Annotated in this window: 19 protein-coding genes and 1 pseudogene; 15 read left to right on the top strand and 5 right to left on the bottom strand. The window is 62.8% G+C overall.

The window, feature by feature from the left end:
• Nucleotides 1-110: pseudogene (locus tag A8V01_RS29185) on the bottom strand (flagellin FliC); the annotation flags it as partial.
• A gap of 186 nt (nucleotides 111-296) precedes the next feature.
• On the opposite strand from A8V01_RS29185, the gene A8V01_RS08705 reads away from it, so the two are divergent.
• A complete protein-coding gene (locus A8V01_RS08705) occupies nucleotides 297-1,241 on the top strand; it encodes a DUF808 domain-containing protein (RefSeq protein WP_103095522.1) in 945 nt (314 codons plus the stop codon).
• A 37-nt stretch (nucleotides 1,242-1,278) separates the two neighbouring features.
• Here A8V01_RS08705 and A8V01_RS08700 read toward each other — a convergent pair whose 3' ends face one another.
• Nucleotides 1,279-2,712 carry a glutamate ligase domain-containing protein gene (locus A8V01_RS08700; protein ID WP_103095521.1) on the bottom strand — a complete coding sequence of 478 codons (1,434 nt, stop codon included), beginning with the start codon at nucleotides 2,710-2,712 and terminating at the stop codon, nucleotides 1,279-1,281.
• A 57-nt stretch (nucleotides 2,713-2,769) separates the two neighbouring features.
• Between A8V01_RS08700 and A8V01_RS08695 the strand changes: the two genes are divergently transcribed.
• From A8V01_RS08695 to dnaN, 5 genes are all read left to right on the top strand, one after another.
• Complete coding sequence (locus A8V01_RS08695; protein ID WP_103095538.1) at nucleotides 2,770-3,579, top strand: LD-carboxypeptidase; 810 nt, start codon at nucleotides 2,770-2,772, stop codon at nucleotides 3,577-3,579.
• Nucleotides 3,580-3,623: 44 nt separating this feature from the next.
• On the top strand, nucleotides 3,624-4,151 hold the full coding sequence (locus A8V01_RS08690) for a VOC family protein (protein ID WP_103095520.1): 528 nt from the start codon (nucleotides 3,624-3,626) through the stop codon (nucleotides 4,149-4,151).
• A gap of 116 nt (nucleotides 4,152-4,267) precedes the next feature.
• The gene (gene fabD / locus A8V01_RS08685) at nucleotides 4,268-5,203 is read left to right on the top strand and encodes an ACP S-malonyltransferase (protein WP_103095537.1); all 936 of its coding nucleotides are present in this window, start codon (nucleotides 4,268-4,270) and stop codon (nucleotides 5,201-5,203) included.
• Nucleotides 5,204-5,284: 81 nt separating this feature from the next.
• On the top strand, nucleotides 5,285-6,049 hold the full coding sequence (gene fabG / locus A8V01_RS08680; protein ID WP_103095519.1) for a 3-oxoacyl-[acyl-carrier-protein] reductase: 765 nt from the start codon (nucleotides 5,285-5,287) through the stop codon (nucleotides 6,047-6,049).
• Between the two features lie 191 nt (nucleotides 6,050-6,240).
• Nucleotides 6,241-7,359 (top strand): DNA polymerase III subunit beta, encoded by a 1,119-nt coding sequence (dnaN, locus tag A8V01_RS08675; RefSeq protein WP_103095518.1) that lies wholly within the window; start codon nucleotides 6,241-6,243, stop codon nucleotides 7,357-7,359.
• A 73-nt stretch (nucleotides 7,360-7,432) separates the two neighbouring features.
• On the opposite strand, the gene A8V01_RS08670 is transcribed toward dnaN, so the two are convergent.
• On the bottom strand, nucleotides 7,433-8,737 hold the full coding sequence (locus tag A8V01_RS08670; protein WP_103095536.1) for an FAD-dependent oxidoreductase: 1,305 nt from the start codon (nucleotides 8,735-8,737) through the stop codon (nucleotides 7,433-7,435).
• Between the two features lie 186 nt (nucleotides 8,738-8,923).
• Here A8V01_RS08670 and A8V01_RS08665 point away from each other — a divergent pair, with 186 nt between their 5' ends.
• The 6 genes from A8V01_RS08665 (at nucleotide 8,924) to A8V01_RS08640 (ending at nucleotide 15,809) form a co-directional block, all read left to right on the top strand.
• Entirely contained in the window at nucleotides 8,924-11,647 is a 2,724-nt protein-coding gene (locus tag A8V01_RS08665; protein ID WP_245892396.1) for a putative bifunctional diguanylate cyclase/phosphodiesterase, read from the top strand.
• An 89-nt stretch (nucleotides 11,648-11,736) separates the two neighbouring features.
• A complete protein-coding gene (gene lepA / locus A8V01_RS08660; protein WP_103095516.1) occupies nucleotides 11,737-13,539 on the top strand; it encodes a translation elongation factor 4 in 1,803 nt (600 codons plus the stop codon).
• A gap of 186 nt (nucleotides 13,540-13,725) precedes the next feature.
• A complete protein-coding gene (locus A8V01_RS08655) occupies nucleotides 13,726-14,283 on the top strand; it encodes a helix-turn-helix transcriptional regulator (RefSeq protein WP_103095515.1) in 558 nt (185 codons plus the stop codon).
• Nucleotides 14,284-14,367: 84 nt separating this feature from the next.
• Nucleotides 14,368-14,706: a hypothetical protein gene (locus tag A8V01_RS08650; RefSeq protein ID WP_103095514.1), complete on the top strand. Its 339-nt coding sequence runs from the start codon at nucleotides 14,368-14,370 to the stop codon at nucleotides 14,704-14,706.
• A gap of 36 nt (nucleotides 14,707-14,742) precedes the next feature.
• Entirely contained in the window at nucleotides 14,743-15,273 is a 531-nt protein-coding gene (locus A8V01_RS08645; protein WP_103095513.1) for a hypothetical protein, read from the top strand.
• Nucleotides 15,274-15,290: 17 nt separating this feature from the next.
• Nucleotides 15,291-15,809: a JAB domain-containing protein gene (locus A8V01_RS08640; RefSeq protein WP_245892395.1), complete on the top strand. Its 519-nt coding sequence runs from the start codon at nucleotides 15,291-15,293 to the stop codon at nucleotides 15,807-15,809.
• Nucleotides 15,810-15,811: 2 nt separating this feature from the next.
• On the opposite strand, the gene A8V01_RS08635 is transcribed toward A8V01_RS08640, so the two are convergent.
• Nucleotides 15,812-17,845, bottom strand: a complete 2,034-nt coding sequence (locus A8V01_RS08635; RefSeq protein ID WP_103095512.1) for a TonB-dependent receptor plug domain-containing protein — start codon at nucleotides 17,843-17,845, stop codon at nucleotides 15,812-15,814.
• Nucleotides 17,846-17,963: 118 nt separating this feature from the next.
• On the opposite strand from A8V01_RS08635, the gene A8V01_RS08630 reads away from it, so the two are divergent.
• Both A8V01_RS08630 and A8V01_RS08625 read left to right on the top strand, forming a co-directional pair.
• A complete protein-coding gene (locus A8V01_RS08630) occupies nucleotides 17,964-18,503 on the top strand; it encodes a hypothetical protein (protein WP_245892394.1) in 540 nt (179 codons plus the stop codon).
• A complete protein-coding gene (locus tag A8V01_RS08625; protein ID WP_103095511.1) occupies nucleotides 18,500-19,471 on the top strand; it encodes a cytochrome-c peroxidase in 972 nt (323 codons plus the stop codon). The genes A8V01_RS08630 and A8V01_RS08625 overlap by 4 nt, the downstream gene beginning before the upstream one ends.
• A gap of 3 nt (nucleotides 19,472-19,474) precedes the next feature.
• Here the strand turns inward: A8V01_RS08625 and A8V01_RS08620 are convergent, their stop codons facing one another.
• On the bottom strand, nucleotides 19,475-20,455 hold the full coding sequence (locus A8V01_RS08620) for a sensor domain-containing diguanylate cyclase (RefSeq protein WP_103095510.1): 981 nt from the start codon (nucleotides 20,453-20,455) through the stop codon (nucleotides 19,475-19,477).
• A 218-nt stretch (nucleotides 20,456-20,673) separates the two neighbouring features.
• Here A8V01_RS08620 and A8V01_RS08615 point away from each other — a divergent pair, with 218 nt between their 5' ends.
• On the top strand, nucleotides 20,674-22,308 hold the full coding sequence (locus A8V01_RS08615; protein WP_103095509.1) for an alpha-D-glucose phosphate-specific phosphoglucomutase: 1,635 nt from the start codon (nucleotides 20,674-20,676) through the stop codon (nucleotides 22,306-22,308).
• Nucleotides 22,309-22,440 lie beyond the last annotated feature (132 nt).

The raw sequence follows: 22,440 nt of genomic DNA, 5'->3' as shown, positions 1-22,440 counted from the left end.
ATGCGCTTGCCGGTCGACAGGCGCTCCATCGCCGTGCCCAGAGCCTTGCTGGCCGAATTCGAAGCATTCGAAGCGCGGATCGCGCTGATATTGGTGTTGATGACAGACATGTTGAAAAACCCCGGTAAGCCCTTTGGACGACCCCGGAAGTGGAGCGCCCTTCGCATGTCCAGAAGAACGGTGGGAGCCGATGGCTTTTAAGACGGTTCCGCTTTCGCTTGATCGAAATTCATTCGCCCTGCATGGCTGGCGCCTTCGCTGGCGCTCCGTTCGCAGCTGCAAACAAAGGAATTAGAATGCCTTCCGGCCTTGTCGCCCTGCTTGACGACGTATCGGTCATCGCCCGCGCCGCCGCCGCATCGCTTGACGATGTGGGTGCGGGCGTGGCCAAGGCCGGCACCAAGGCCGCCGGCGTGGTGATCGACGACGCGGCGGTGACGCCCGGCTACGTCACCGGCTTTACCCCGGACCGCGAACTGCCGATCATCTGGAAGATCACCAAGGGCTCGTTGCGCAACAAGCTGCTGATCCTGCTGCCGATCGCCCTGCTGCTGAGCGCCTTCCTTCCCGGTGCGATCACCCCGATCCTGATGGCGGGCGGCCTTTTCCTTGCCTTCGAAGGGGCGGAAAAGGTGATCGAGAAGCTGGGCGGCGAAAAGCACGGCGAAACGCTTGAAGATCCGATCGAGGACGCCGTCAGCTTCGAAAAGGCACGCGTTTCGGGCGCTGTGCGCACCGATCTTATCCTCTCGGCCGAAATCATGGCGATCGCGCTGAACGAAGTCGGCGACGAGACGCTGGTGGCCCGTGCAGTGACGCTGGCGCTGGTTGGCGTAGCGATCACGGTCGCGGTCTATGGCGCGGTGGCGCTCATCGTGAAGATGGACGATGTCGGCCTGCACCTGACGAAGAAGCCTGGGGCCAGCGCGCAGGCGCTGGGGCGCGGTCTGCTGAAGGCGATGCCGGTGGTGCTCAAGCTGCTGGGCAGCGTGGGTACGGTGGCGATGCTGTGGGTCGGCGGCGGCATCATCCTGCACGGGCTTGAGGAACTGGGCGTGCCTGGGCCTGCCCATGTCGCCCATGCTGTCGAGCATGCGCTGGCCGAAGCTACCGGTCCGCTAGGTCCGGTCGCGGGCTGGCTGGGCTATGCCTTCGCCTCGGCCATTGTCGGGCTGGTGCTGGGCGCGGTCGTTGCGGTGATCGTCCATCTTATCGCCAAGGCGCGGGGCAAGGGGCACTGAGCCCCACACCGATTGACGGATAAGCGGCGCTACCCGGTCAGGGCAGCGCCGCCAGCACTTCTCGGGCAAATACCGTCAGCGTATCGTCACGCGCGCCCATGATGACCACGCGGTCACCGGGCTTCGCGATCGCGGCGATCCGCTTGCCGCAATCGGCGCGGGAGGGGACATATTCGGCCCTGCCGCCGTGGCTTTCGATCAGGCGCACGATCCGCTCGGAGCCTTCGGATCGGTCCACCGTGCCGCCGAAATAGACGGGATCGCACAGGATCGTCACGTCGTCCGGTCCCAGCTTGCGGGCGATGACTTCGGCCAGTTCGGCGCCCATCTGGCGCAACGGGCCATAGCCGTGGGGCTGGAAGAACGCGATGACGCGCCCCGGATGTGCCTTGAGCGTGGCGAGCGTGGCCGAGACCTTGTCCGGGTTGTGGCCGAAGTCATCGATCACCGCGATGCCCGATGGGGAAGTGCCGACGATGTCGAACCGCCGGGCTAGGCCGTCGAACGAAGCGAGCGCGGCCACCGCCTCCGCAACGGGCACTCCGGCGGCATTGGCAGCAGCGATGGCGGCCAGCGCGTTGTAAAGGTTATGGCGGCCGGGCACCTTGAGCGTAAGCGGGTGCTGCGTATCGTCACGCCGGTCCACGATCGTTGCGGTGAGTGTGGTGGGGCCTTCCACCACGTCGACAGCGGCGATTTGCGCCTCGTCCGAGGTGATGCCGAACGTCACCAGCGCCCGCGCCCGCCCTGCAAGCGCGGAGGTTTCTGCATCGTCAAGATTGACGGCGGAAACGTCGGCACGGGCAAGGAAGTCGCCGAAAAGCTGCCGCAGTTCCTCAAGGCTCTTGTGGTCGAGGCTGACATTGCCCAGTACCGCAACCTTCGGGCGATAGAGCGCGATCGACCCATCGCTCTCGTCCACTTCCGACACGAACCCATTGCCTTGCCCCACGCGGGCGCTGGCAAAAGGCGCATCCGGGCTGGCGAAGTTCTTCATCACCGCGCCGTTCATGATCGTGGGATCGCGGCCGGCGACGGTCATGATCCAGCCGGTCATGCCGGTGACGGTGGACTTGCCCGAAGTGCCGCCGATAGCGATGCTGAAGGGGGCGGCGTTGAACAGCGTGGCCAACAACTGCGCGCGGCTCATTCGCGGGCAGCCGAGTTCGGAGGCGCGAACCACTTCGGGCACAGTGTCTTCCACTGCCGCAGAGGCCACCAGCGTCTGCGCGGCGGAGACGACGCCGCTGCCGTCCTGAGGGAACAGGTCAAACCCTAACGATTCGAGCCATGCGAACTTTTCCGGCGTCCGGCCCTGATCGCGGCTGCGATCTGATCCGCCGATCCGCGCGCCGTGGCCTCTCAGGATCAGCGCAAGCGGCAACATGCCGGAGCCGCCGATCCCGCAGAAGAACCAGGGGTGGGTGGTCAGATCGGTGGCTTCGGTCACGGCAGTGGTCACATCAGTCATGGCGTAAAGCCGTATGCGGCCTTGCTCGCCGTGACAACCTCGATAGGAATGGATGCCATGACACGTATCGCCGTCTGCGCACCGTCCACCCCGATCACCCGCGAGGATGCCGAGAGAGTGTCTGCGCTTGCCCTTGCGGAATTTCCCGGCGTCGAACTGGTGATCCATGACCAGTGCTTTGCGGTCGAAGGGCATTTCGCGGGCAGCGACGAAGCCCGTCTGGATGCATTGGTGGAATGCGCCAACGATCCTTCGTTTGACGCGATATGGTTCGCGCGGGGTGGCTATGGAGCCTGCCGCATCGCCGAAACCGCGCTGTCCCGAATGAACCACGCTGCGGGCGCAAAGACTTACCTGGGCTATTCCGATGCCGGATACCTGCTGGGGGGTCTCTATCGTGAACGCATCGGCAAGCCGGTGCATGGCCCGATGCTTGCCGATGTCCGCCGCGCTGGCGGAGACGATGCGGTGCGCCGTGCGCTCGCGTTCCTGTCCGGCGGCGGGGAGGGTATCGAACCTTCGCTGGCAACGGAGCGGCATTCCGTGGCCGCTTTCAACCTCATGACTCTGGCGATGCTGGGCGGAACGCGACTGATGCCGGGGCTCGCCAACCATGTGGTCATGGTGGAGGAGGTGTCAGAATATCTCTACGCCATCGACCGGCTGTTCTTTCATGCGACCGCGCATCTTGGCGGAATCGCGGGGCTGCGCCTTGGGCGGGTTAGCGATGTACCGGAGAATGACCGCCCGTTCGGTGCCGATGCGCAGCAGATTGCGCGCTACTGGTGCGAAAGACATTCGATCGCGTTCCTGGGCACGGCGGACATCGGCCATGACGGTGCAAATAAGATAGTTCCTTTCGGCTGACGAAGGCGGCACCCTCTCTTCCAAACAGAATGGGAGAGACCCGAATGGCGCCTTTGCCGATCCGTCAGATCGCCTACTTCGTTCCCGACGTGCGCGCTGCTGCACGGGCGCATTCCGCCGCCTTCGGATCAGGGCCGTATTATGTGGCCGACCACATCGCACTGACACACGCGGTCCATCGCGGGGTGGAACGGGAACTCGATCACTCCAGTGCTTACGGCCAGTGGGGCGAAGTGATGATCGAATTCTGCCAGCAGAACAATCCAGGGCCTTCCGCCTTTCACGATATCTATCCGGAAGGGTCGGGCAGGACGGGGCTGCATCACGTTGCGCTCTTCGTCGACAATCTGGGCGCGGCGATCGCGGATTTTGCCGCGCGCGGCGCGCCGTTGGCGCTCGACGCGCGGATGACCGATGGATTTCGTTACGTTTTTGTCGACATGGTGGAGGCTTGCGGGCACATGCTCGAACTGTACGAACCCACTGAGAACCTTCAAGGGTTCTACGAACAGGTGCGGCGCAAGGCGGGCGACTTCTCGGAGGGTGTCGTTCATGACATCGCTTTTGGTTGACGAAGACGTCCGGGGACTTGCCCTCGGCGGCCAAGGGCAATAACCCGCCGCGCCACAATCGATTCGCAAGCGGCGCATGGCCTCGGCCCGCCGTGCAAGCCAAGGAGCGGTCGCAAATGCGTGCATTCGTTTTCCCCGGTCAGGGTAGCCAGAAGGTCGGCATGGGTGCCGAACTCGCACAGGCCAGCGCCGTCGCGCGCGAGGTTTTCCAGGAGGTCGACGACGCGCTCGGCCAGCACCTGTTCCGCATCATGTCCGAAGGGCCCGAGGATCAGCTGACCCTGACCGAAAATGCTCAGCCGGCCATCATGGCGAACGCCATCGCCGTGCTGCGCGTGCTGGAGAAGGAAGGCGGAATCAGCCTGGCGGACAAGGCGGACTTCGTCGCCGGGCACTCGCTGGGTGAATACACTGCGCTGTGCGCGGCCGGTGCGTTCAGTCTTGCCGATACCGCTCGCCTGCTCAAGCTGCGCGGCCAGTCGATGCAGGCCGCCGTGCCGGTGGGTGTCGGCGCGATGGCCGCATTGCTGGGTGCAGATATCGACAAGGCTACCGCGCTTGCCCAGGCCGCTGCCGAAGGTCAGGTCTGCACCGTTGCCAACGACAACGACCCCACGCAGGTCGTGATTTCCGGCCACAAGGAAGCGATCGAGCGCGCGATTGCGCTGGTCAAGGATCACGGCATCAAGCGCGGTATCGCGTTGCCGGTTTCCGCGCCGTTCCATTGTCCGTTGATGCAGCCCGCCGCCGATGCCATGGCGCAAGCGCTGGCCGCCACTCCTCCGGGTGCGCTGCGGGTGGCGCTTTTCGCCAATGTCACCGCATCTGTCGTCACCGATCCGGCGGAAGTCCAGCGCCTGCTGGTGGAGCAGGTCACCGGCCGCGTCCGCTGGCGCGAAAGCGCGATTGCCATGCGCGAAGCGGGTGTGGAACGGTTCGTCGAGATCGGCGGCAAGGTTGTTGGCCCGATGATCAAGCGCTCCGCCGGCGAGGTGGATGTCATTGCCGCAACCTCGATGGCCGAGATCGAAGAACTGGCCAAGAGCCTCTGATTTTCCGCATGGCTCCGGGCTTGACCGGGGCCATAGGCCATCTGATGAAGCATCGCCGGGATGGCGATCTAGGAGTTTCCCATGTTCAACCTCAACGGAATGACTGCCCTGGTGACCGGCGCAAGCGGCGGGATCGGCTCAGCCGTCGCCCGCGCCTTGGCGGCGCAGGGCGCACGTCTCGCAATCTCGGGCTCCAACGCCGACAAGCTGCGCGCCTTCCGCGACGAGCTGGATGAGCACACCCCGCAGCACCTGCAGGAAGTCGACCACGTCGCCATCGCCTGCAACCTGGGCGATGCCGAACAGGTCGAGAAGCTGGTGCCTGCCGCACTCGAATCGCTCGGCAAGATCGATATCCTCGTCAACAACGCCGGCATCACGCGCGACAATCTCGCGATGCGGATGAAGGATGATGAGTGGGACCAGGTCATCAAGATCAACCTCGAATCGACCTTCCGTCTGATGCGCGCCGCAACCAAGCCGATGATGAAGGCGCGCTTCGGCCGCATCATCAACGTGACCTCGGTGGTCGGCACCACCGGCAACCCCGGCCAGATGAACTACTGCGCGGCCAAGGGTGGCATCACGGCCATGTCGAAGAGCCTTGCGCAGGAACTCGCCAGCCGGGGCGTGACGGTGAACTGCATCGCGCCGGGCTTCATCCGCACCGCGATGACCGATGTTCTGCCCGACGCGCAGAAGGACGCGCTCAACGGCCGCATCCCGATGGGTCGCATGGGCGAGGGCGCCGATATCGCTTCGGCCGCCGTATTCCTGGCGAGCAAGGAAGCAGGCTACGTCACCGGCCAGACGCTGCACGTCAACGGCGGCATGGTAATGGTGTGATCTGATGCCGTTGACGTCCCGGACGGCGTTCGGGACGTCAACGAATGCGCGCAAACCCCCGATTTATCCCCAGATTCGCCGTGTTCCGGCCAGTTCCAGCTTGCCGCGCCCCTGACTCCCGTTAGAGATAGTCGTCCGAATTTCAGGGATCTTCGTATCCCGTGCCCGACCAAGGGGGACTTGAGGCTGTCATGAAGGCCACTATCGAACGTTCCACGCTGCTGCGCTGCCTTTCTCACGTGCAGTCGGTCGTCGAGCGCCGCAATACCATTCCGATTCTCTCGAACGTGCTGATCGAAGCGGCCGCCGGCGGCGCGCTGAAGGTCATGGCGACCGACCTCGACCTTCAGGTCGTGGAAACGCTGGGTGCCGTATCGGTAGAGCAGGCTGGCGCGATCACCGTGTCGGCGCATCTGCTGTTCGACATCGCGCGCAAACTGCCCGAAGGCAGCCAGGTCAGCCTCGATTCTGCGGACAACCGCATGGTCGTGAAGGCAGGGCGCAGCCGCTTCCAGCTGCCGACGCTGCCGCGCGATGACTTCCCGATGATCGCGGAAGGCGAACTGCCGACCAGCTTCGAGATTCCGGCCGCCACGCTGGCGCAGCTGATCGACCGGACCCGCTTTGCGATCTCGACCGAAGAGACCCGCTATTACCTTAACGGCATCTTCCTGCATGTAAGCGACGAGGAACTGAAGGCTGCCGCCACTGACGGTCACCGTCTGGCGCGCTTCACTATCGCCCGTCCCGACGGATCGGAAGGCATGCCGGACGTGATCGTGCCGCGCAAGTGCGTGGGCGAATTGCGCAAGCTGCTGGAAGAGGCGCTGGATACCAACGTCCTCGTTGATCTGTCGGCAAGCAAGATCCGCTTCACTTTGGGCGGTGAACATGGCGTGGTCCTGACCAGCAAGCTGATCGACGGTACGTTCCCCGATTACACCCGCGTTATCCCGACCGGTAACGACAAGCTGCTCAAGGTCGATCCCAAGACCTTCTTCCAAGGCGTGGACCGCGTGGCGACGATCGCCACCGAAAAGACGCGCGCGGTGAAGATGGCGCTGGAGACCGACCGCGTGACGCTTTCGGTCACGTCGCCGGACAACGGCACGGCGGCCGAAGAAGTCCCCGCGCAGTATGCAGCGGACGGCTTCGAGATCGGCTTCAACGCCAACTATCTCAAGGACATCCTTGGCCAGATCGACGGCGATACGGTGGAACTCCACCTTGCCGATGCTGCGGCGCCCACGCTGATCCGTCAGGACGAGAAGAGCCCTGCGCTCTACGTGTTGATGCCGATGCGCGTCTGACTGATCGGACAACCAACAAAAAAGGCCGGGGCGAAAGCTCCGGCCTTTTTTGTTGGTACAAGGGGGGCAGGGGTCAAACCCGGCCGGACGCCTCGATCATCTTTTCCAGTTCGACGAACTTCTCCCTCGGCGCGCCGTTTCGGGCGGCGGCAACTTCGGCCTCGTCAATCTTCTGCCAGTCGGTGAACTTGACCACCTGAATGCCGCGCTGCTCTGCAAGGGCATCGAAGCCGGGGCGGCCGGGCTTGCCGGAGTTTCCGGACATGTCAGCCGCGATCTTCTCCACGATGGCGAAGCCGTCCGGGCGATTGGTGCCAATAGTGCCGGTTGGCCCGCGCCGTGCCCAACCGACGCAGTAAAGGCCCGGGGCGATACGACCATCGACATTGGCAAAGCGCCCGCCCTGTTCGTCGTAGGGCACGGCAGGGATAGGGGAGGTCTGATAACCTATGCAGGAGATCACGATCCCCGCCGGAATTGTATAGGTTTCGCCTGTTCCAACCGCCTTGCCGTTTTCCAGCCGGGTTCGTTCCACCTCGATGCCCTCGACGCGCGAATCGCCGAGGATCGCGTGTGGAGCAGCGAAGAAGTCGAACTCGACGGTGACGTCGTCTGCGCGCGGATTTTCATTCTTCGCGAAATTGCGCAGCAGCCCCAGCGATTTGCGCAGACCGGTGTCCAGCGCAGCGTCTTCTTCGACTGAGGGCAGGTCATCGGAACTGACGACAGGATGCGCGCGGTTGAGTTTGGCCAGTTCGCCGAGTTCTTTCGGGGTCATCGCGATCTGGTGAGGGCCGCGCCGTCCGAGGATCACGATTCGGCGCACCCGCGATTGGCGCAGGGTTGCCAGCGCATGGGCGACAATGTCCGAGCCCGCGAATTCGCCCTCCGATTTTGCAAGGATACGCGCAACGTCGAGTGCGACATTGCCGTTACCGACGATGACGGCGGTATCCTGATCGAGTTGAGGCGCCAGATCCGTGAACTGGGGGTGTCCGTTGTACCAACCGACAAACGCCGCAGAGCCGAACACGCCAGGCAAGCCATCGCCGGACACGCCCAGCTTGCGGTCCGACGGCGCGCCGGTTGCCAACACTACCGCGTCGTAAAGTTCCTGAAGTTCGGCCACCGAAAGGTCTCGCCCCAGCATGACGTTGCCGACGAAACGCACATTGCGGGTCAGGGCCGTGCTTTCGTAACGCCGGGCAACGGCCTTGATCGATTGATGATCGGGCGCAACGCCGGTGCGGATAAGGCCGAAGGGCACGGGCAAAGTGTCGAATATGTCAACGTGAACATCTTCGCCCCATTGCTTGAGGGCGGCTTCGGCAGTGTAATAGCCCGCCGGGCCTGATCCGACGATGGCGATGTGCCGCATGGCTATGTCTCCCGTCTTCCGGCCGACTTCGCGCGCGGCCGGTTGCATGGATGCAAGCACGGTGGCGAAGCGGTATCAAGTGAAATGCACCGGCGGCAGGATCGTTGCCGAAATAGGCGGTTGAAGCTCTTCGCACGCATTCGGGCTTAACGGTTTCGCAATGGCGGCAGGGCCATGGTGGCAGGCATGGTGAAACTGGGTCTGCGTGGTGAACGACAGGCGGCGCTCTCGGGTGCCGGGCGCAGGCTTGTGCCTGCATCGCAGGAGGAGGCGCAGGGCGCGGAGGTTGATGGTGCTGCTGAAGCTGCCCCTTCGTTCGCCGGCTTCGCGCGGTGGCGGGCACAGGCGGATGCCAGCGATTATCTTCATTATTTCACGTGCCGCCGCTGGGCGTTGATGGCACCTGTACTGTTGGTCGGCGCGGTGCTCATGAGCATCCTGTCAGGCACGATACCAGGCGCGCTGTCGGCCTTGTGCATGGGGTTGGGGGCGGCGCTGTGCCTGCCCGCATCGATCCATGCGAGGCTGGAACGCCGCGTTGTCCATGACGGCTGGCGACGCTATCCCCTGATGGTCATCGCTATCTTCCTGCCGATGGCGCTGTTCGGTTTTGGTGCTGCGCGGTGGACGAACCTGCATCCCGAACTCGGCTGGAGCATCACCGTTAACGTTTTCGTGATCGTCGTGTTGATGGCGACCGCGCTGCTTGCGAATCGTCTGACTTCGATAATCGGGGCGACGATCGGCCTTTGGGGCGGCGCCTCGCTTGACGAGGCTTCGCTGGCATCCTTCACTCTGCTGGCCATCGGCGGAATTATCGGCCTGCTGATGGCGGTTCGTCAGGCCGCCAACGCCGCGTCGCAGTCACTGCAGAACGCCGAGCGCGAGCGTGAACAGCGCCGCGCAGAACAGCTGCTTCACGAATACGAACAGACCGGGCAGGGCTGGTTTTGGGAGACTGACCGACAGGGTCGGATCACTTACGTCACCAAGAGCATCGCGGCGCTGCTGGGAGGCAGTCCATCCGACATCGAGGGCAAGCCATTCACCGGCATGTTCCTGCTTGAAGCGGGCGGGCATGAGGGGGAGCGCACGCTGGTGTTCCACCTGAACACGCGGTCCTCATTCCAGGATCTTGGTGTGCGGGCCGCGACGGGGGAGAAGGATGAGCGCTGGTGGTCAATCTCCGGCCGACCGGTACTCGATCAGTTCAACAACTTCATGGGCTTTCGCGGGTCGGGCACGGACCTGACCGAAAAGCGCCGTTCGCAGGCGCATGTGACGCAGTTGGCGCGCTTCGATTCGCTGACCAAGCTGGCCAACCGCTTCCAGATGTCGGAATGGCTTGAGAAAATCCTCACCAGCCCGCGTATCGAAACGCGGGCCTGCGCGGTATTCCTGCTTGATCTCGATCGGTTCAAGCAGGTCAACGACACGATGGGCCACCCGGCCGGGGACGCGCTGCTCAAGCAGGTGGCTGAGCGGCTGAGCGGCACGGTCGGTGATCGTGGCCGGGTCGGGCGGCTTGGCGGAGACGAGTTTCAGGTCATCCTGCACGGCGCGCAAAACCGTGAAGGTCTTGCCCATCTGGCGCGGCGCATCATCGAAAATCTGTCGCAGCCCTACACCATCGACGAGGCGCGGGTCACGATCGGCGCTTCCGTGGGCATCGCGCTGTGCCCGGACGACGGGATGACAGCCGACGCGCTGATCCGCAATGCCGACCTTGCGCTTTACGCGGCGAAGGGCGGGGGGCGCGGACGGCATCATTTCTACGACGAGGATCTGCATTCCGACGCCAAGGAGCGGCAGCAGCTGGAGCAGGACTTGCGCGATGCGATCGCCAATGGCGCACTCGAACTGCACTATCAGCCGCAAGTGCGCACCACGAGCGAGAAGATCACCGGGTTCGAGGCGCTGCTGCGCTGGAACCACCCGGTCCACGGCTACATCTCACCTGCCAAGTTCGTGCCGGTGGCAGAGGAAACCGGCCTGGTCGCCCAGATCGGCGAATGGGCTTTGCGCACTGCCTGCGCAGACCTTGCGAAATGGCCTGAAGAAGTGCGCGTGGCGGTGAACGTGTCGCCGCTGCAATTCGCCAATCCGGCACTTCCGGCCATCGTCACCAGCGCCATAGCGGCTGCCGGGGTGACGCCGGGAAGGCTGGAGCTGGAAATCACCGAAAGCGTATTCCTCGGCGATGACAAGACCACCGAGACGATGTTCTCGGCGCTCAAGAATCTGGGCGTTCGATTGGCGCTGGACGATTTCGGGACCGGCTATTCCTCACTCGGCTATCTGAAGAAGGCGCCGTTCGACAAGATCAAGATCGACCAGAGCTTCGTGCGCGGTGCGACAATTCAGGGCAGCCGCAACGGCGCGATCATATCCTCGATCGTCAATCTTGCCGAAGCGCTCGGCATGGAGACGACGGCGGAGGGCGTCGAGACGCTGGACGAACTGGATCTGGTGCGAATGCTGGGGTGCAGCCACGTGCAGGGCTATATCTACGAACGGCCGCTGAATGCGCAGGGGGTTCTGGGCAAGCTGGCAGAAGGGCTGATCGCCGCGGCCAAGGGGCCGCGCTCTGCACGTCCGGCGCGTCAGACGATGCTGCGCAAGGTCGTTCTGGAGCATGGCACGCACAGCTACGAAGGGACGGTGCGCAACATCTCGCAGCGCGGCGCGATGATCGAGGGCCTATGGAACGTGCCGGTGGGGACGACTTTCGGCGTACACTTGTCGGAAGGTTATGTCGTCATGGCCACTTCGCGGTGGTGCAAGGAGGACCGGATGGGGCTGGAATTCGCGCAGCCGCTGGACCTCGACGGTAATGGTGCGGTATTGTTCGCGCCGGTCCGGACGCGGCGTGAGACACCCGATGTGCCACCCCTGCGCAGGACTGCATGACGGCCTGAAAGATGGCAGGTAAGATTTTTCGTATTCGAGCGCGCGTCAGGTGATTTCACAGGACCGTAAAATGCTCTAACGGCGCTTCCATGACCGAACTCTCGCAGATCCGTAACTTTAGCATCATTGCCCATATCGACCATGGCAAGTCGACGCTCGCCGACCGTCTGATCCAGACCACCGGCGGCCTGACCGAGCGCGAGATGAGCGCGCAGGTGCTCGACAACATGGATATCGAGAAGGAACGCGGTATCACCATCAAGGCGCAGACCGTGCGCCTGAATTATACCGCGTCGGATGGGCTGACTTATGAGCTGAACCTCATGGATACGCCGGGCCACGTCGACTTCGCCTACGAAGTCAGTCGCAGCCTTGCCGCCTGCGAAGGCGCGTTGCTGGTAGTGGACGCCGCGCAGGGCGTGGAAGCGCAGACGCTGGCGAACGTCTATCAGTCGATCGAGCATGACCACGAGATCGTGCCCGTCATCAACAAGATCGACCTTCCCGCCGCCGAACCGGAAAAGGTACGCAACGAGATCGAGGAAGTGATCGGCATCGACGCCTCCGAAGCCGTCATGGCCAGCGCCAAGTCGGGCATCGGTATCGCCGAAGTGCTCGAAGCCGTCGTGAAGAAGATCCCGCCGCCGAAGGGTGAGCGCGACAAGCCGCTCAAGGCCATGCTGGTCGATTCGTGGTACGACCCCTACCTTGGCGTCGTCATTCTGGTGCGCGTCATCGACGGCGTCATCAAGAAGGGCCTCAACGTCAAGTTCATGCAGGGCGGCACCGACCACCTGGTGGATCGCGTCGGCTGCTTTACCCCCAAGCGCATCGACCTGCCCGAACTCGGGCCGGGCGAAATCGGCTTCATCACGGCGCAGATCAAGGAAGTGGAGCAGGCCAAGGTCGGTGACACGATCACCACCGTAAAGCAGGGCGCGACCGAAGCGCTGCCGGGCTACAAGGAAGTGCAGCCGGTGGTGTTCTGCGGCCTCTTCCCGGTCGATGCCAACGACTTCGAAAAGCTGCGCGAATCGATTGGTAAGCTGCGCCTCAACGACGCCTCTTTCAGCTTCGAAATGGAATCAAGCGCGGCGCTGGGCTTCGGCTTCCGCTGCGGCTTCCTGGGCCTGCTGCATCTGGAGATCATCCAGGAGCGTCTGAGTCGCGAATATGATCTTGATCTGATCACTACGGCACCGTCGGTGGTCTATCGCCTGACGATGACCGACGGCACGGTGAAAGAGCTGCACAACCCGGCAGACATGCCCGATCCGGTGAAGATCGACTTCATGGAAGAGCCGTGGATCAAGGCGGTGATCTACACGCCGGACGAATACCTCGGCTCGATCCTGAAGCTCTGTCAGGACCGTCGCGGTATCCAGAAGGACCTTACCTACGTCGGCGGCCGCGCGCAGGTTACCTATGAACTGCCGCTCAACGAAGTGGTGTTCGACTTCTACGACCGCCTGAAGTCGATCAGCCGCGGCTATGCCAGCTTCGACTATGAGCAGATCGGGCTTCAGGAGGGCGACCTCGTGATGATGAACATCCTCGTCAATAACGAGCCGGTCGATGCGTTGTCGATGGTGGTCCACCGCAGCCAGGCCGAACCGCGCGGCCGTGCACTGGTGGAGCGTCTGAAGGATCTGATCCCGCGGCACATGTTCAAGATCCCGATTCAGGCGGCGATCGGCGCCAAGGTGATCGCACGCGAGACGATTTCGGCCATGCGCAAGGATGTTACCGCCAAATGCTACGGCGGCGACATCACCCGCAAGAAGAAGCTTCTGGAAAAGCAGAAGGAAGGCAAGAAGCGTATGCGCGAATATGGCAATGTCCAGATTCCGCAGGAAGCCTTCATCGCCGCCCTGCGCATGGGCGAGGAGTAAGAATTCCAGCCCGCAGCTGGCGCAAAAAGGCCTGGCAGTCCGAAAAGACCGCCAGGCCATTTTTGTGTCTGCACGTTGGGGAACATAAATTTTTGATTAACAATTCGATAAGTATGTTTATGTTTGCTGCTATGTAACATTGTTGCTTAGTTGTCGGGCAGGGGTTGGCCGGGTCGCGGCGGGTTTATGACGAACAGTAATCTTCCGGGGCAGGGAGGTGTTCGTGCCAGGGGCAAAGAGCTCCAGCACGTCTTTCTGGGCCTGACATCGAAACAGCATGAAGTGCTGCGCTTCGTTTCGGAGAACAGGACCAGCAAGGAAATTGCCTGGGAACTGGGTATTTCCGAGAGTGCCGTCAATCAGCGGATCGAAGGTGTGCGCATTCGCGCCGGCTCGCCGCCGCGTGCTGAGCTTGCGCGGGCCTACCGGCAGTATCTCCAGGATCAGGAAGCAGCCTGTAAGCAAGTACCAGATAAGATTCCTCAGGTTCCGGAAGTGGCATCCGATGGACCAGTCAGAGCGCAGGACGAAACGGCCGGCGGCCTCGCTCTCTCGGATGTCATGACATACACGGTCACGGCACCCTGGCAGCGCGAAGCTTACGATCGGATCGTTCCGGAGGTGCTCGATGGAGCAAATGCCGGGCTAAGCCGGACAGCCGCAATGGTCGCTATCGCCGGGGGCATGATGCTGGTTGCGATGGTTGGTCTTGGTGTCGTTCGCGCGCTGACCGATCTGATCTGATCGTCATGGCTTTGTTTCCACCTCCCGTAACCAGTTTTTACGGCGCCACCGTCGAGCAGGTCAGGCGTCAGGGGGAATATTGCCATGTCTATGACCATTGCCGCTGCCACCGCCCGGATCGCTCGCCAGCTTCCGGAAGCCGAACTCTCGCTCGATTCCGCGCTGCTTGCATCGGCGCGCCTCATGGAATCGATGCTGCTGGCTCGTCAGGCCGATGGGGTGGAGACGTTCACCGGGCAGACCGCGCTGATGCGTCTCGCCAAGGCGCAGCGCACGCTGATCGAAAGCCAGAACGACATGATCCGCGTTCATCAGGAACTGCGCGGCATCGGTCGCGATGTGAAGGCTATTACCGACGACGAGGGCAGCTGCCCTACCGAAACCGGCCTTTCTGTGGCAGAGCCGCTGCTGCGCAGCGCCTGAGGCTTCGCTTCGCCCATCCGGGACTGCGAGGGTGCAATGCCTGAGCATTCCTGGATGGAGATGGTGTGGTTCTACAAGGATAAGATCCAGCTTGCCTGCTTCGCTCTGCTTTTCCTGTTTTGCCTCGTCCGCAGGTTACCTGCGCCCGAGTGCATTCTTGCCGGGCTGCTCTTTGCGATGGGGCCGGTCGATCGATTGTATCACCTTGCCGTCGGCGGGGCGGTCCTCTGGCATCGCGCGAACCTTGGGCATCTTTGTATCGATGCTCTGGCCATGGGATGCTTTTTCGTCATCGCGCTCAAAGCCAATCGCGTCTATCCGCTATGGATAGCCGGCGCGCAGATCATAGCGATGTCCGGCCATTTTTACCGGCTGGCGCTGACGGAAATCAACACGTTCGCTTACGATGTCATGGCGATAACGCCGTCGTACATCCAATTGGTGGCGCTGTTGCTAGGCGTGGTGTTTCACATGTCGCGGCGCAAGAGGCTGGGCAGTTATCCGTCCTGGCGGATCTACTCGCCCCCTACGCAGGAGATGCCGGCGAAAATATCGCTCGGCGCCTGATCGACCATTTCGGGTCTTTGCGCACGATCTATTCCGCTTCGCGCGAAGCCTTGCTGCTCGCTTTGGGCGAGAGCGGCGTGCGTTATGCGAGTCTGGTGGACATGATCATCGCCGCGCGCCGGCTTGCAGAGGCGGCGTCGCGAGAGGCCATGCTGGGGCTGCCGCTGGATACCGGCGCTACTGAATTTCGTCGCTATCTCGTTGACCGGCTGGGCCGTCGGCGTGAGGAATGCGTTCTGGTGGTCTACCTAAACGGCGAACGCGTCTACATCGCGGAGGATTTCTATGCAGGCGGCAAACGGGCCGAATGCCTGATCCCGTTGCGCCGGACCATCCGGCGGGCTTTCGATCTGGACGCCCGGCGCATCGTTCTTGCGCACAATCATCCATCGGGCGCTGCACTGCCCAGCAGTGACGACATTACCGCCACCACCAGGTTCAGGCAGGTCTGCGAGCCGCTGGAAATACGGCTCGACGACCATTGCATCGTCACCAGCAATGCCGTTGCCAGCATGAAGATGATGGGGATTTTCTAGGCTCAGTTCTTCAGGCGCAAGCTGACAAAAAGCGTGCGCCCCTGTTCGGGATAGCCATCGACGGTGGTGTAATTCTCGTCCAACAGGTTACGTCCACCGATGCCAAGGGTGGTTCGGTCGGTCACGTCGAAATCCACGCGCAGGTTGGCCAAGGTATAGTCACCGGTCTGGTAATAGCGGGTTCCGGCGGTGTTGACCGTCCAGCGTTTCGAGGAGATGTCGAAGCTGGGCAGGATGTGCAGTGCCGGGATCGGCGACCATTCGGCCCAGACGAATCCGGAGTGTTCGGGAACGCCGGTGATGTGGAACGAAGCGACCTGCGACAGCGTGGGATCATTCAGCTTGCGATGGACCCAACCGTAATTGGCGCCGACCCGCAGCGTCTCAGCAATCTGCGCGGTCGCGGAGATGTCTGCACCGTAATAGTCGCCCGAGCCCACGTTACGGCTCTGCGCGGTGGACTGCCCTTCATAGATGAACGGGAACGAGACGATCGCGTCGTCCACCTTGGAGTACCAGCCCGAAGCCTCGATGCGCAGCGCGCCGAACTGCCGGCTCCCGCCCAGTTCGATTTGCGTGGCGCGTTCGGCCTTGAGGTCGGGGTTCGACGTCGCGCCGCCGAAGCGGGTGCTGAAACGTTCGAAGATGGTCGGGAAGCGAGCCCGTGACGAGACGGAGAGGTGCATGCTGGTCGCTTCGTCAGGCGTCCAGATCAGCTGTCCTTGCGCATTCCACGCATCGCCGTTGCGCAAGTCGTAGTAGACGAACGCGCCCGAAGTGTAGTCTTCCGCTCGGCGCAGGTCGCGCCAGTCGTAGCTGGCGCCCACCACCAACTCCAGTTGCGGGCTGAGCTTGTAGCCGTTCTCGATCGCGGCGCTGTAGGTTTCCTCGATCGTGGTCTGCCACGGCTCCCAGGTTCCGGCGGGGAAGCTCTGCTGGATTTCGCGGTGGCGGTCGTTGCGATAGTGGAACGAGACGCTCAGCCGTTCCGCTTCGCTGGGGTTTAGGTCAAGCTGGGCAGAGCCGCCATAAGCGCGGTCGGAATAGGCGCTGTTGAACGAACTGCCACGCGTCTGCGTGTTCAGGTCGGCATTGTCGAAGCTGTCGAGGCTGTTCTTGAAGGTGTTGTAATAGGCGCGGGTGCGCAGCGTCGCGATCTCTCCCAATTGCGTGGTCGAGAGGAAGTAGACGTTCTGCAGGTTCCAGTAAGGCCAGGTCCAGTACCGCAGGCCGGTCGCGTCGGAGACGTGGATCGGGGCGAGCTTCTCGCCTTCCTGCCGGGTGAAGCTGATTGCGTATTCGTCGGTGGCGTTGGGTGTGAAGCCTAGCTTGGCATTTACGCGCCAGTCCTCTGACCGCGACAAGTTGCGTTCGCCGCCATCCTCGTTGGCCGTGGCATCGAACTTGTTCGACAAATCCCAGTGATCGGTGAAATTACGGGCGTAGCTGGCCTGTGCGTACCACTTTTCCTGGCGGGTCCCGAGCGACACGAAACCGGTATAGCCCGCATAGTCCACATCGTTGTCGAAGTTCAGGCTGAAGCGTGCTTCGGCGTCGAACTCCTTCTGCGGCTTGCGGGTGACGAGGTTGATCGCGCCGCCCATTGCACCGGGGCCGTTGAGCACCGAGACATAGCCCTTCGCTACCTGGATCTCTGCCACATCGGGGGTGAGGAAGCGGCCGTAGTCAAGCCGTCCGTCTGCAGGCAGGTAGACGCGGATGCCGTCGATCGACAGCGGCACCTGATAGCGGTCGAAGCCGCGCACATAGATCAGCCGCTCATTGCGCGAATTGCCCGACAGGCCCGATGTCACGCCGGGGATCAGCTTGACCGCTTCGTCCAGCGTATCGCGAGAGAAGTCATAGATCGCTTCGGCATTGACGGTAGAAGCGGTGATGTCGCTGTCCTTTGCGCGCGGTGCGGTGACCACGATCTGGCCAAGGCCGAAAGTGCTGTTCCCCACTTCTTCCGCGAATGCAGGCGCACCCGCGCAGCCCAGCGACGCGGCGAGCGCCGCAGTGATGGCGTACTTCATATTATCCCCCTTGAACCTTGGTCGGATTCGCGCTTGGAACGAATCTGTATCCCGCCGTACATAATTACGTCGGGCAGTGTATATCTATATTCATAGAAACATAGAATGGACGCGAGCCATGATCATGACACGCACCTTCGGTGCACTTCTTCTCGTAATGGCGGCGGCAGGTTCGGCCGACGCTGCCGATCCGATGGCGGGGCATGATCACGCGGCCTGCACGGCTTCCGCAGCCATTCCCGCTGACCTTGCGGGCTGGAGCGCGGTGCACCGTCCGGTGAAGGCGGCGGTAAAGGTATCGGCAGTGCCGAAAGCGCTGCTTGCACCGGGAGTTCCCGCAGATGTGGAACTGGCTCCGACCCCGAAGGTGGCTTACGCGATCGAGCCGGGAAAACCCGGCGGTTCGGTCAGCTTCGGGGGGCTCTTCGTGTTCGATGTCGCTGCGGCGGGGCGTTACCGCGTGGCGCAGAGTGGGCGCTCGTGGGTGGATGTGATCGTTGATGGCCAGGCGGTTCCTTCGGTAGCGCACGGCCATGGGCCGGATTGCTCCGGCATTGCCAAGATGGTCGAATACGACCTTCCGGCAGGCCGTCACTTGCTGCAGATCGCGGCAAATGGGGAACAGGCTTTGACGGTGATGGTCGCGCCGGTTCGATGAGCATTGGGAGGGGGCGGGCCGGAGGCTGGGCGCTGCTGCTTGCAAGTCTTTGCCTTGTTGCCGGGGCGGGCCTGGCACGCGATGCAGGGGCAAACAGGGAAGCGCAGATCGCGCTTGGTCGCAGGCTGTTCCATGACGGCGACTTGTCGATCAACGGGACGCTGTCATGCGCGACGTGCCATGATCCGCGCCACAGCTTTGCCGATGGCGTAAGCGCCCATCCCGGCGCACATGGAGAGCCGGGCCTTCGCAATGTGCCGTCGCTGGTGAATGTGGGCAGCTTGTCTCCACTGACCTGGGGCAATGCTGCGCTTTTAACGCTGGAGCAGCAGGCGCGGGTGCCGATCGCCGGGGAGGACCCTGTGGAAATGGGCATGAAAGGCCAGGAAGCTGAACTGACCCGGCGTCTTTCGAGCAATCCCTGCTATCGTAAGCTGTTCAGGGCCGCGTTTCCGGCAACGCGGGGCCGGATTGACTTCGCGACGGTTTCTGCGGCGCTGGCGGCATTCCAGCGAACCATCGTCAGTCATGAGACAGACTGGGATCATGCGGTCAGGGGAGGCCCGGCACTCAACGCAGCAGCTGCGCGCGGCGAGGCGCTGTTTCGCGGCAAGGCAGGCTGCGCTGGATGCCATTCGGGCAGGGAGTTCACCGACCTTGCGTTTCATCGCCTGTCGCAAGAGCCGGCGGTCCCTGCAAACGGCGATTTCGGCCTCGCCCGCGCGACCGGCCGGGTAGATGATCGCGGGAAGTTCCGTACGCCGTCATTGCGCAATGTGGCGCTGACGGCCCCTTATCTGCATGATGGTAGCGCCGACACTCTGGCTGACGCGATCTCTCGTCATGGAATTGCGTTTTCGCCGGCAGAGACAACGGATATCGAGGCGTTCCTCAATGTTCTGACCGATACGACGGTGGGCGCCGAGCCACGCTATGCGCGGCCGGGAAAGGCTTGCGAGTTGTCCTGACTCTCAGCCAAGGACGCAGCGGTTACGGCCTGCGCGCTTGGCTTCGTAAAGCGGGCCGTCGGCGCGCGCGATCCATTCCTCGGCAACGGTAACGCCAAGATCGAGCGCGGCAATCCCGAAGCTGGCGGTGACTGCGATGGTGCGCGTAGGAGCGACCACGATCGGTCGCCCCTCGATCGCGATGCGGAAGCGTTCGGCTGCGGTGAGTGCTTCGGGAATGCCGGTTTCGGGCAGCAGCATCGCGAATTCCTCACCGCCAAGACGGCCGAGCACATCGGCCGAACGACCCGCAGCGTCCAGCGTGTTGGCAAGCTCGCGTAGCACCGCATCTCCGGCCGGGTGGCCCCAAGTGTCGTTGACGGACTTGAAGTGGTCAACGTCGATCAGCACCAGCGAGGCTGGACGGCCATGGCGATGGCAGCGTGCAATCTCCTGATTCACCTTTTCGAGGAAGCCGCGGCGCGTGAGGGCGCCGGTCAGTTGGTCACGCTCTGCGATGCGGCGTAGTTCCATCTCGTTGACCACGATCCGCGCGAAGTTGCGCAGGATGTCGAGTTCGCTTTCGGTGAATTCACGCGTCTTGGTGTCGACCGCGCAGAGTGCGCCGACGTTGTAGCCGTCCGAGGTCACCAGCGGCACGCCGGCATAGGCGCGCACGTGCGGGTCCTGTGTCACGGCCGGGTAGTCGGCGACGCGCGGATCCTGCGTGGCGTCCGCAATGAGAAGGGGAGCGCTCTGCTGGATGGCATAAGCGCAGAACGATTCGTTGCGGGGCGTTTCGGTTGCGTCGATGCCTTCGATCGCCTTGAACCACTGGCGGTCCTTGTCCACCAGCGTGACGGCGGAAATCGGTACGCCAAGCACTGTACGCACAAGGTTCACGACATTGTCGAACGCCTCTTCGCGGGGCGTATCGAGTATGGCGAGGCGTTGCAGGGCGGCAAGGCGGGCGGGTTCGTCGGCCAGGGCGGGCTGGGGATGCATCCGGCAAGTACTCATGCGGCGCGCCGTCGTCCTCGGCGCAAAGACAAGGGTTCGATCCTCGCATCTTTACATAGCAGATAGTTAATGAACTCGGAACGGCTGCAACCACCTGTCGATTGCCGCATTGCAGCGAGCAACCATTTGACAATGCGCGTCATGACACGAAAGTGTCGCCTATTGCGCACATGCCTGTTTCAGAACCAGTGGAGACATCTTCCTTGATCCAGATCGTCACAGTCCCGACCACCCCTTTTGACGGGCAGGCCCCCGGTACATCAGGTCTGCGCAAGAAGGTCAGGGTGTTCGAGCAGCCGGGATATGCCGAGAACTTCATCCAGTCGGTCTTCGATGTGGTGGCGCCTCAGGCGGGTGCGGTGCTGGTGATCGGCGGTGACGGGCGCTATCACAATCGTACCGTGATCCAGCAGGCGATCCGCATGGCGGCGGCCAACGGCTATGACCGCGTGCTGGTCGGGCAGGGGGGTATCCTTTCCACCCCCGCCGCCAGCCACGTGATCCGCAAGTACCAGGCCAGCGGCGGGCTGGTGCTTTCGGCGAGCCACAACCCCGGCGGACCGGACGAAGATTTCGGTATCAAGTACAACATCGCCAACGGCGGTCCAGCGCCGGAGAATGTGACCGGCGCGGTGCTAGATCGCACCAGGACGATCGACCGCTGGCTGACGGTGGAGACGCCTGACATCGACCTCGATGCCATAGGTGAGGTGCAGGTGGGCGGCATGGCCGTGCAGGTGATCGATCCTGTCGCCGACTATGCGGATCTGATGGAAGAGCTGTTCGATTTCGATGCGATCCGCAAGATCGTCGCCTCCGGGTTCACCATGCGTATGGATTCGATGAGTGCGGTGACCGGCCCTTATGCGCACGAGATTTTGGAACGGCGCCTCGGCTTCGCGCCGGGGACTGTGGTGAACGGGGTGCCGCTGGAAGATTTCGGCGGCCATCATCCCGATCCCAACCTGATCCATGCCAAGGAACTCTATGACCTGATGATGTCGGAAGATGCGCCGGATCTTGGCGCTGCTTCTGACGGGGATGGGGATCGCAACCTGATCATCGGGCGCGGGCGCTTCATCACGCCATCGGATTCGCTGGCGATGCTGGCCGCGAACATCGAAATCGCCCCCGCGTATCGCGGCCGACTGGCGGGCATCGCCCGCTCGATGCCGACCAGCGGCGCCGCCGACCGCGTGGCCGAAGGGCTGGGCGTGCCGGTGTTCGAGACGCCGACCGGCTGGAAGTTCTTCGGCAACCTGCTGGACGCGGGCAAGGTCACCATCTGCGGCGAGGAAAGCGCCGGCACCGGGTCCGATCACGTGCGGGAGAAGGACGGGCTCTGGGCAGTGTTGCTCTGGCTCAACATCCTTGCGGTGCGCGGCATCAGCGTAGACGATCTCGCTCGGGAACATTGGGCGCGCTACGGACGCAACTACTATGCGCGCCACGACTTTGAAGGCATCGCGACCGAAGGCGCGAATGCGCTGATGGACGGGCTCAAGGCGCAGATCGCCACGCTGCCGGGCAAGGCGTTCGGCCCGCTGACGGTGAGTCATGCGGACAGCTTCTCCTATACCGATCCGGTCGATGGTTCGGTCAGCGCGAACCAGGGTATTCGCGTGTTGTTCGAGGACGGTAGCCGCATCGTGTTCCGCCTTTCGGGTACGGGCACGCAGGGCGCGACCTTGCGCGTGTACCTTGAACGCTATGAGCCGCGTTTCGGCAATCTCGACGCGGAAACTTCGGCGATGTTGGAGCACCAGATCGCCGCAGCTGAGGCGATTGCCGGAATCGTGGCCAATACTGGACGCTCGGCACCCGACGTGATTACCTGAGTAGCATACGCTCGGGCGATGAATTGGATATGATGATTGCGAAATATCGCTAAAAAACGCGCTTCCTCCGACGTTGCGCGACGACAGTGTATACATTGTCCTTGCGGCCTCTTCCTGCCGGCTTCATCACGC

The sequence above is a fragment of the Novosphingobium guangzhouense genome (genome assembly GCF_002896965.1).
Lineage (GTDB): Bacteria > Pseudomonadota > Alphaproteobacteria > Sphingomonadales > Sphingomonadaceae > Novosphingobium > Novosphingobium guangzhouense.
The sequence above is the reverse complement of the archived record's forward strand: the minus strand, read 5'-3'. Positions and strand labels throughout refer to the sequence as shown.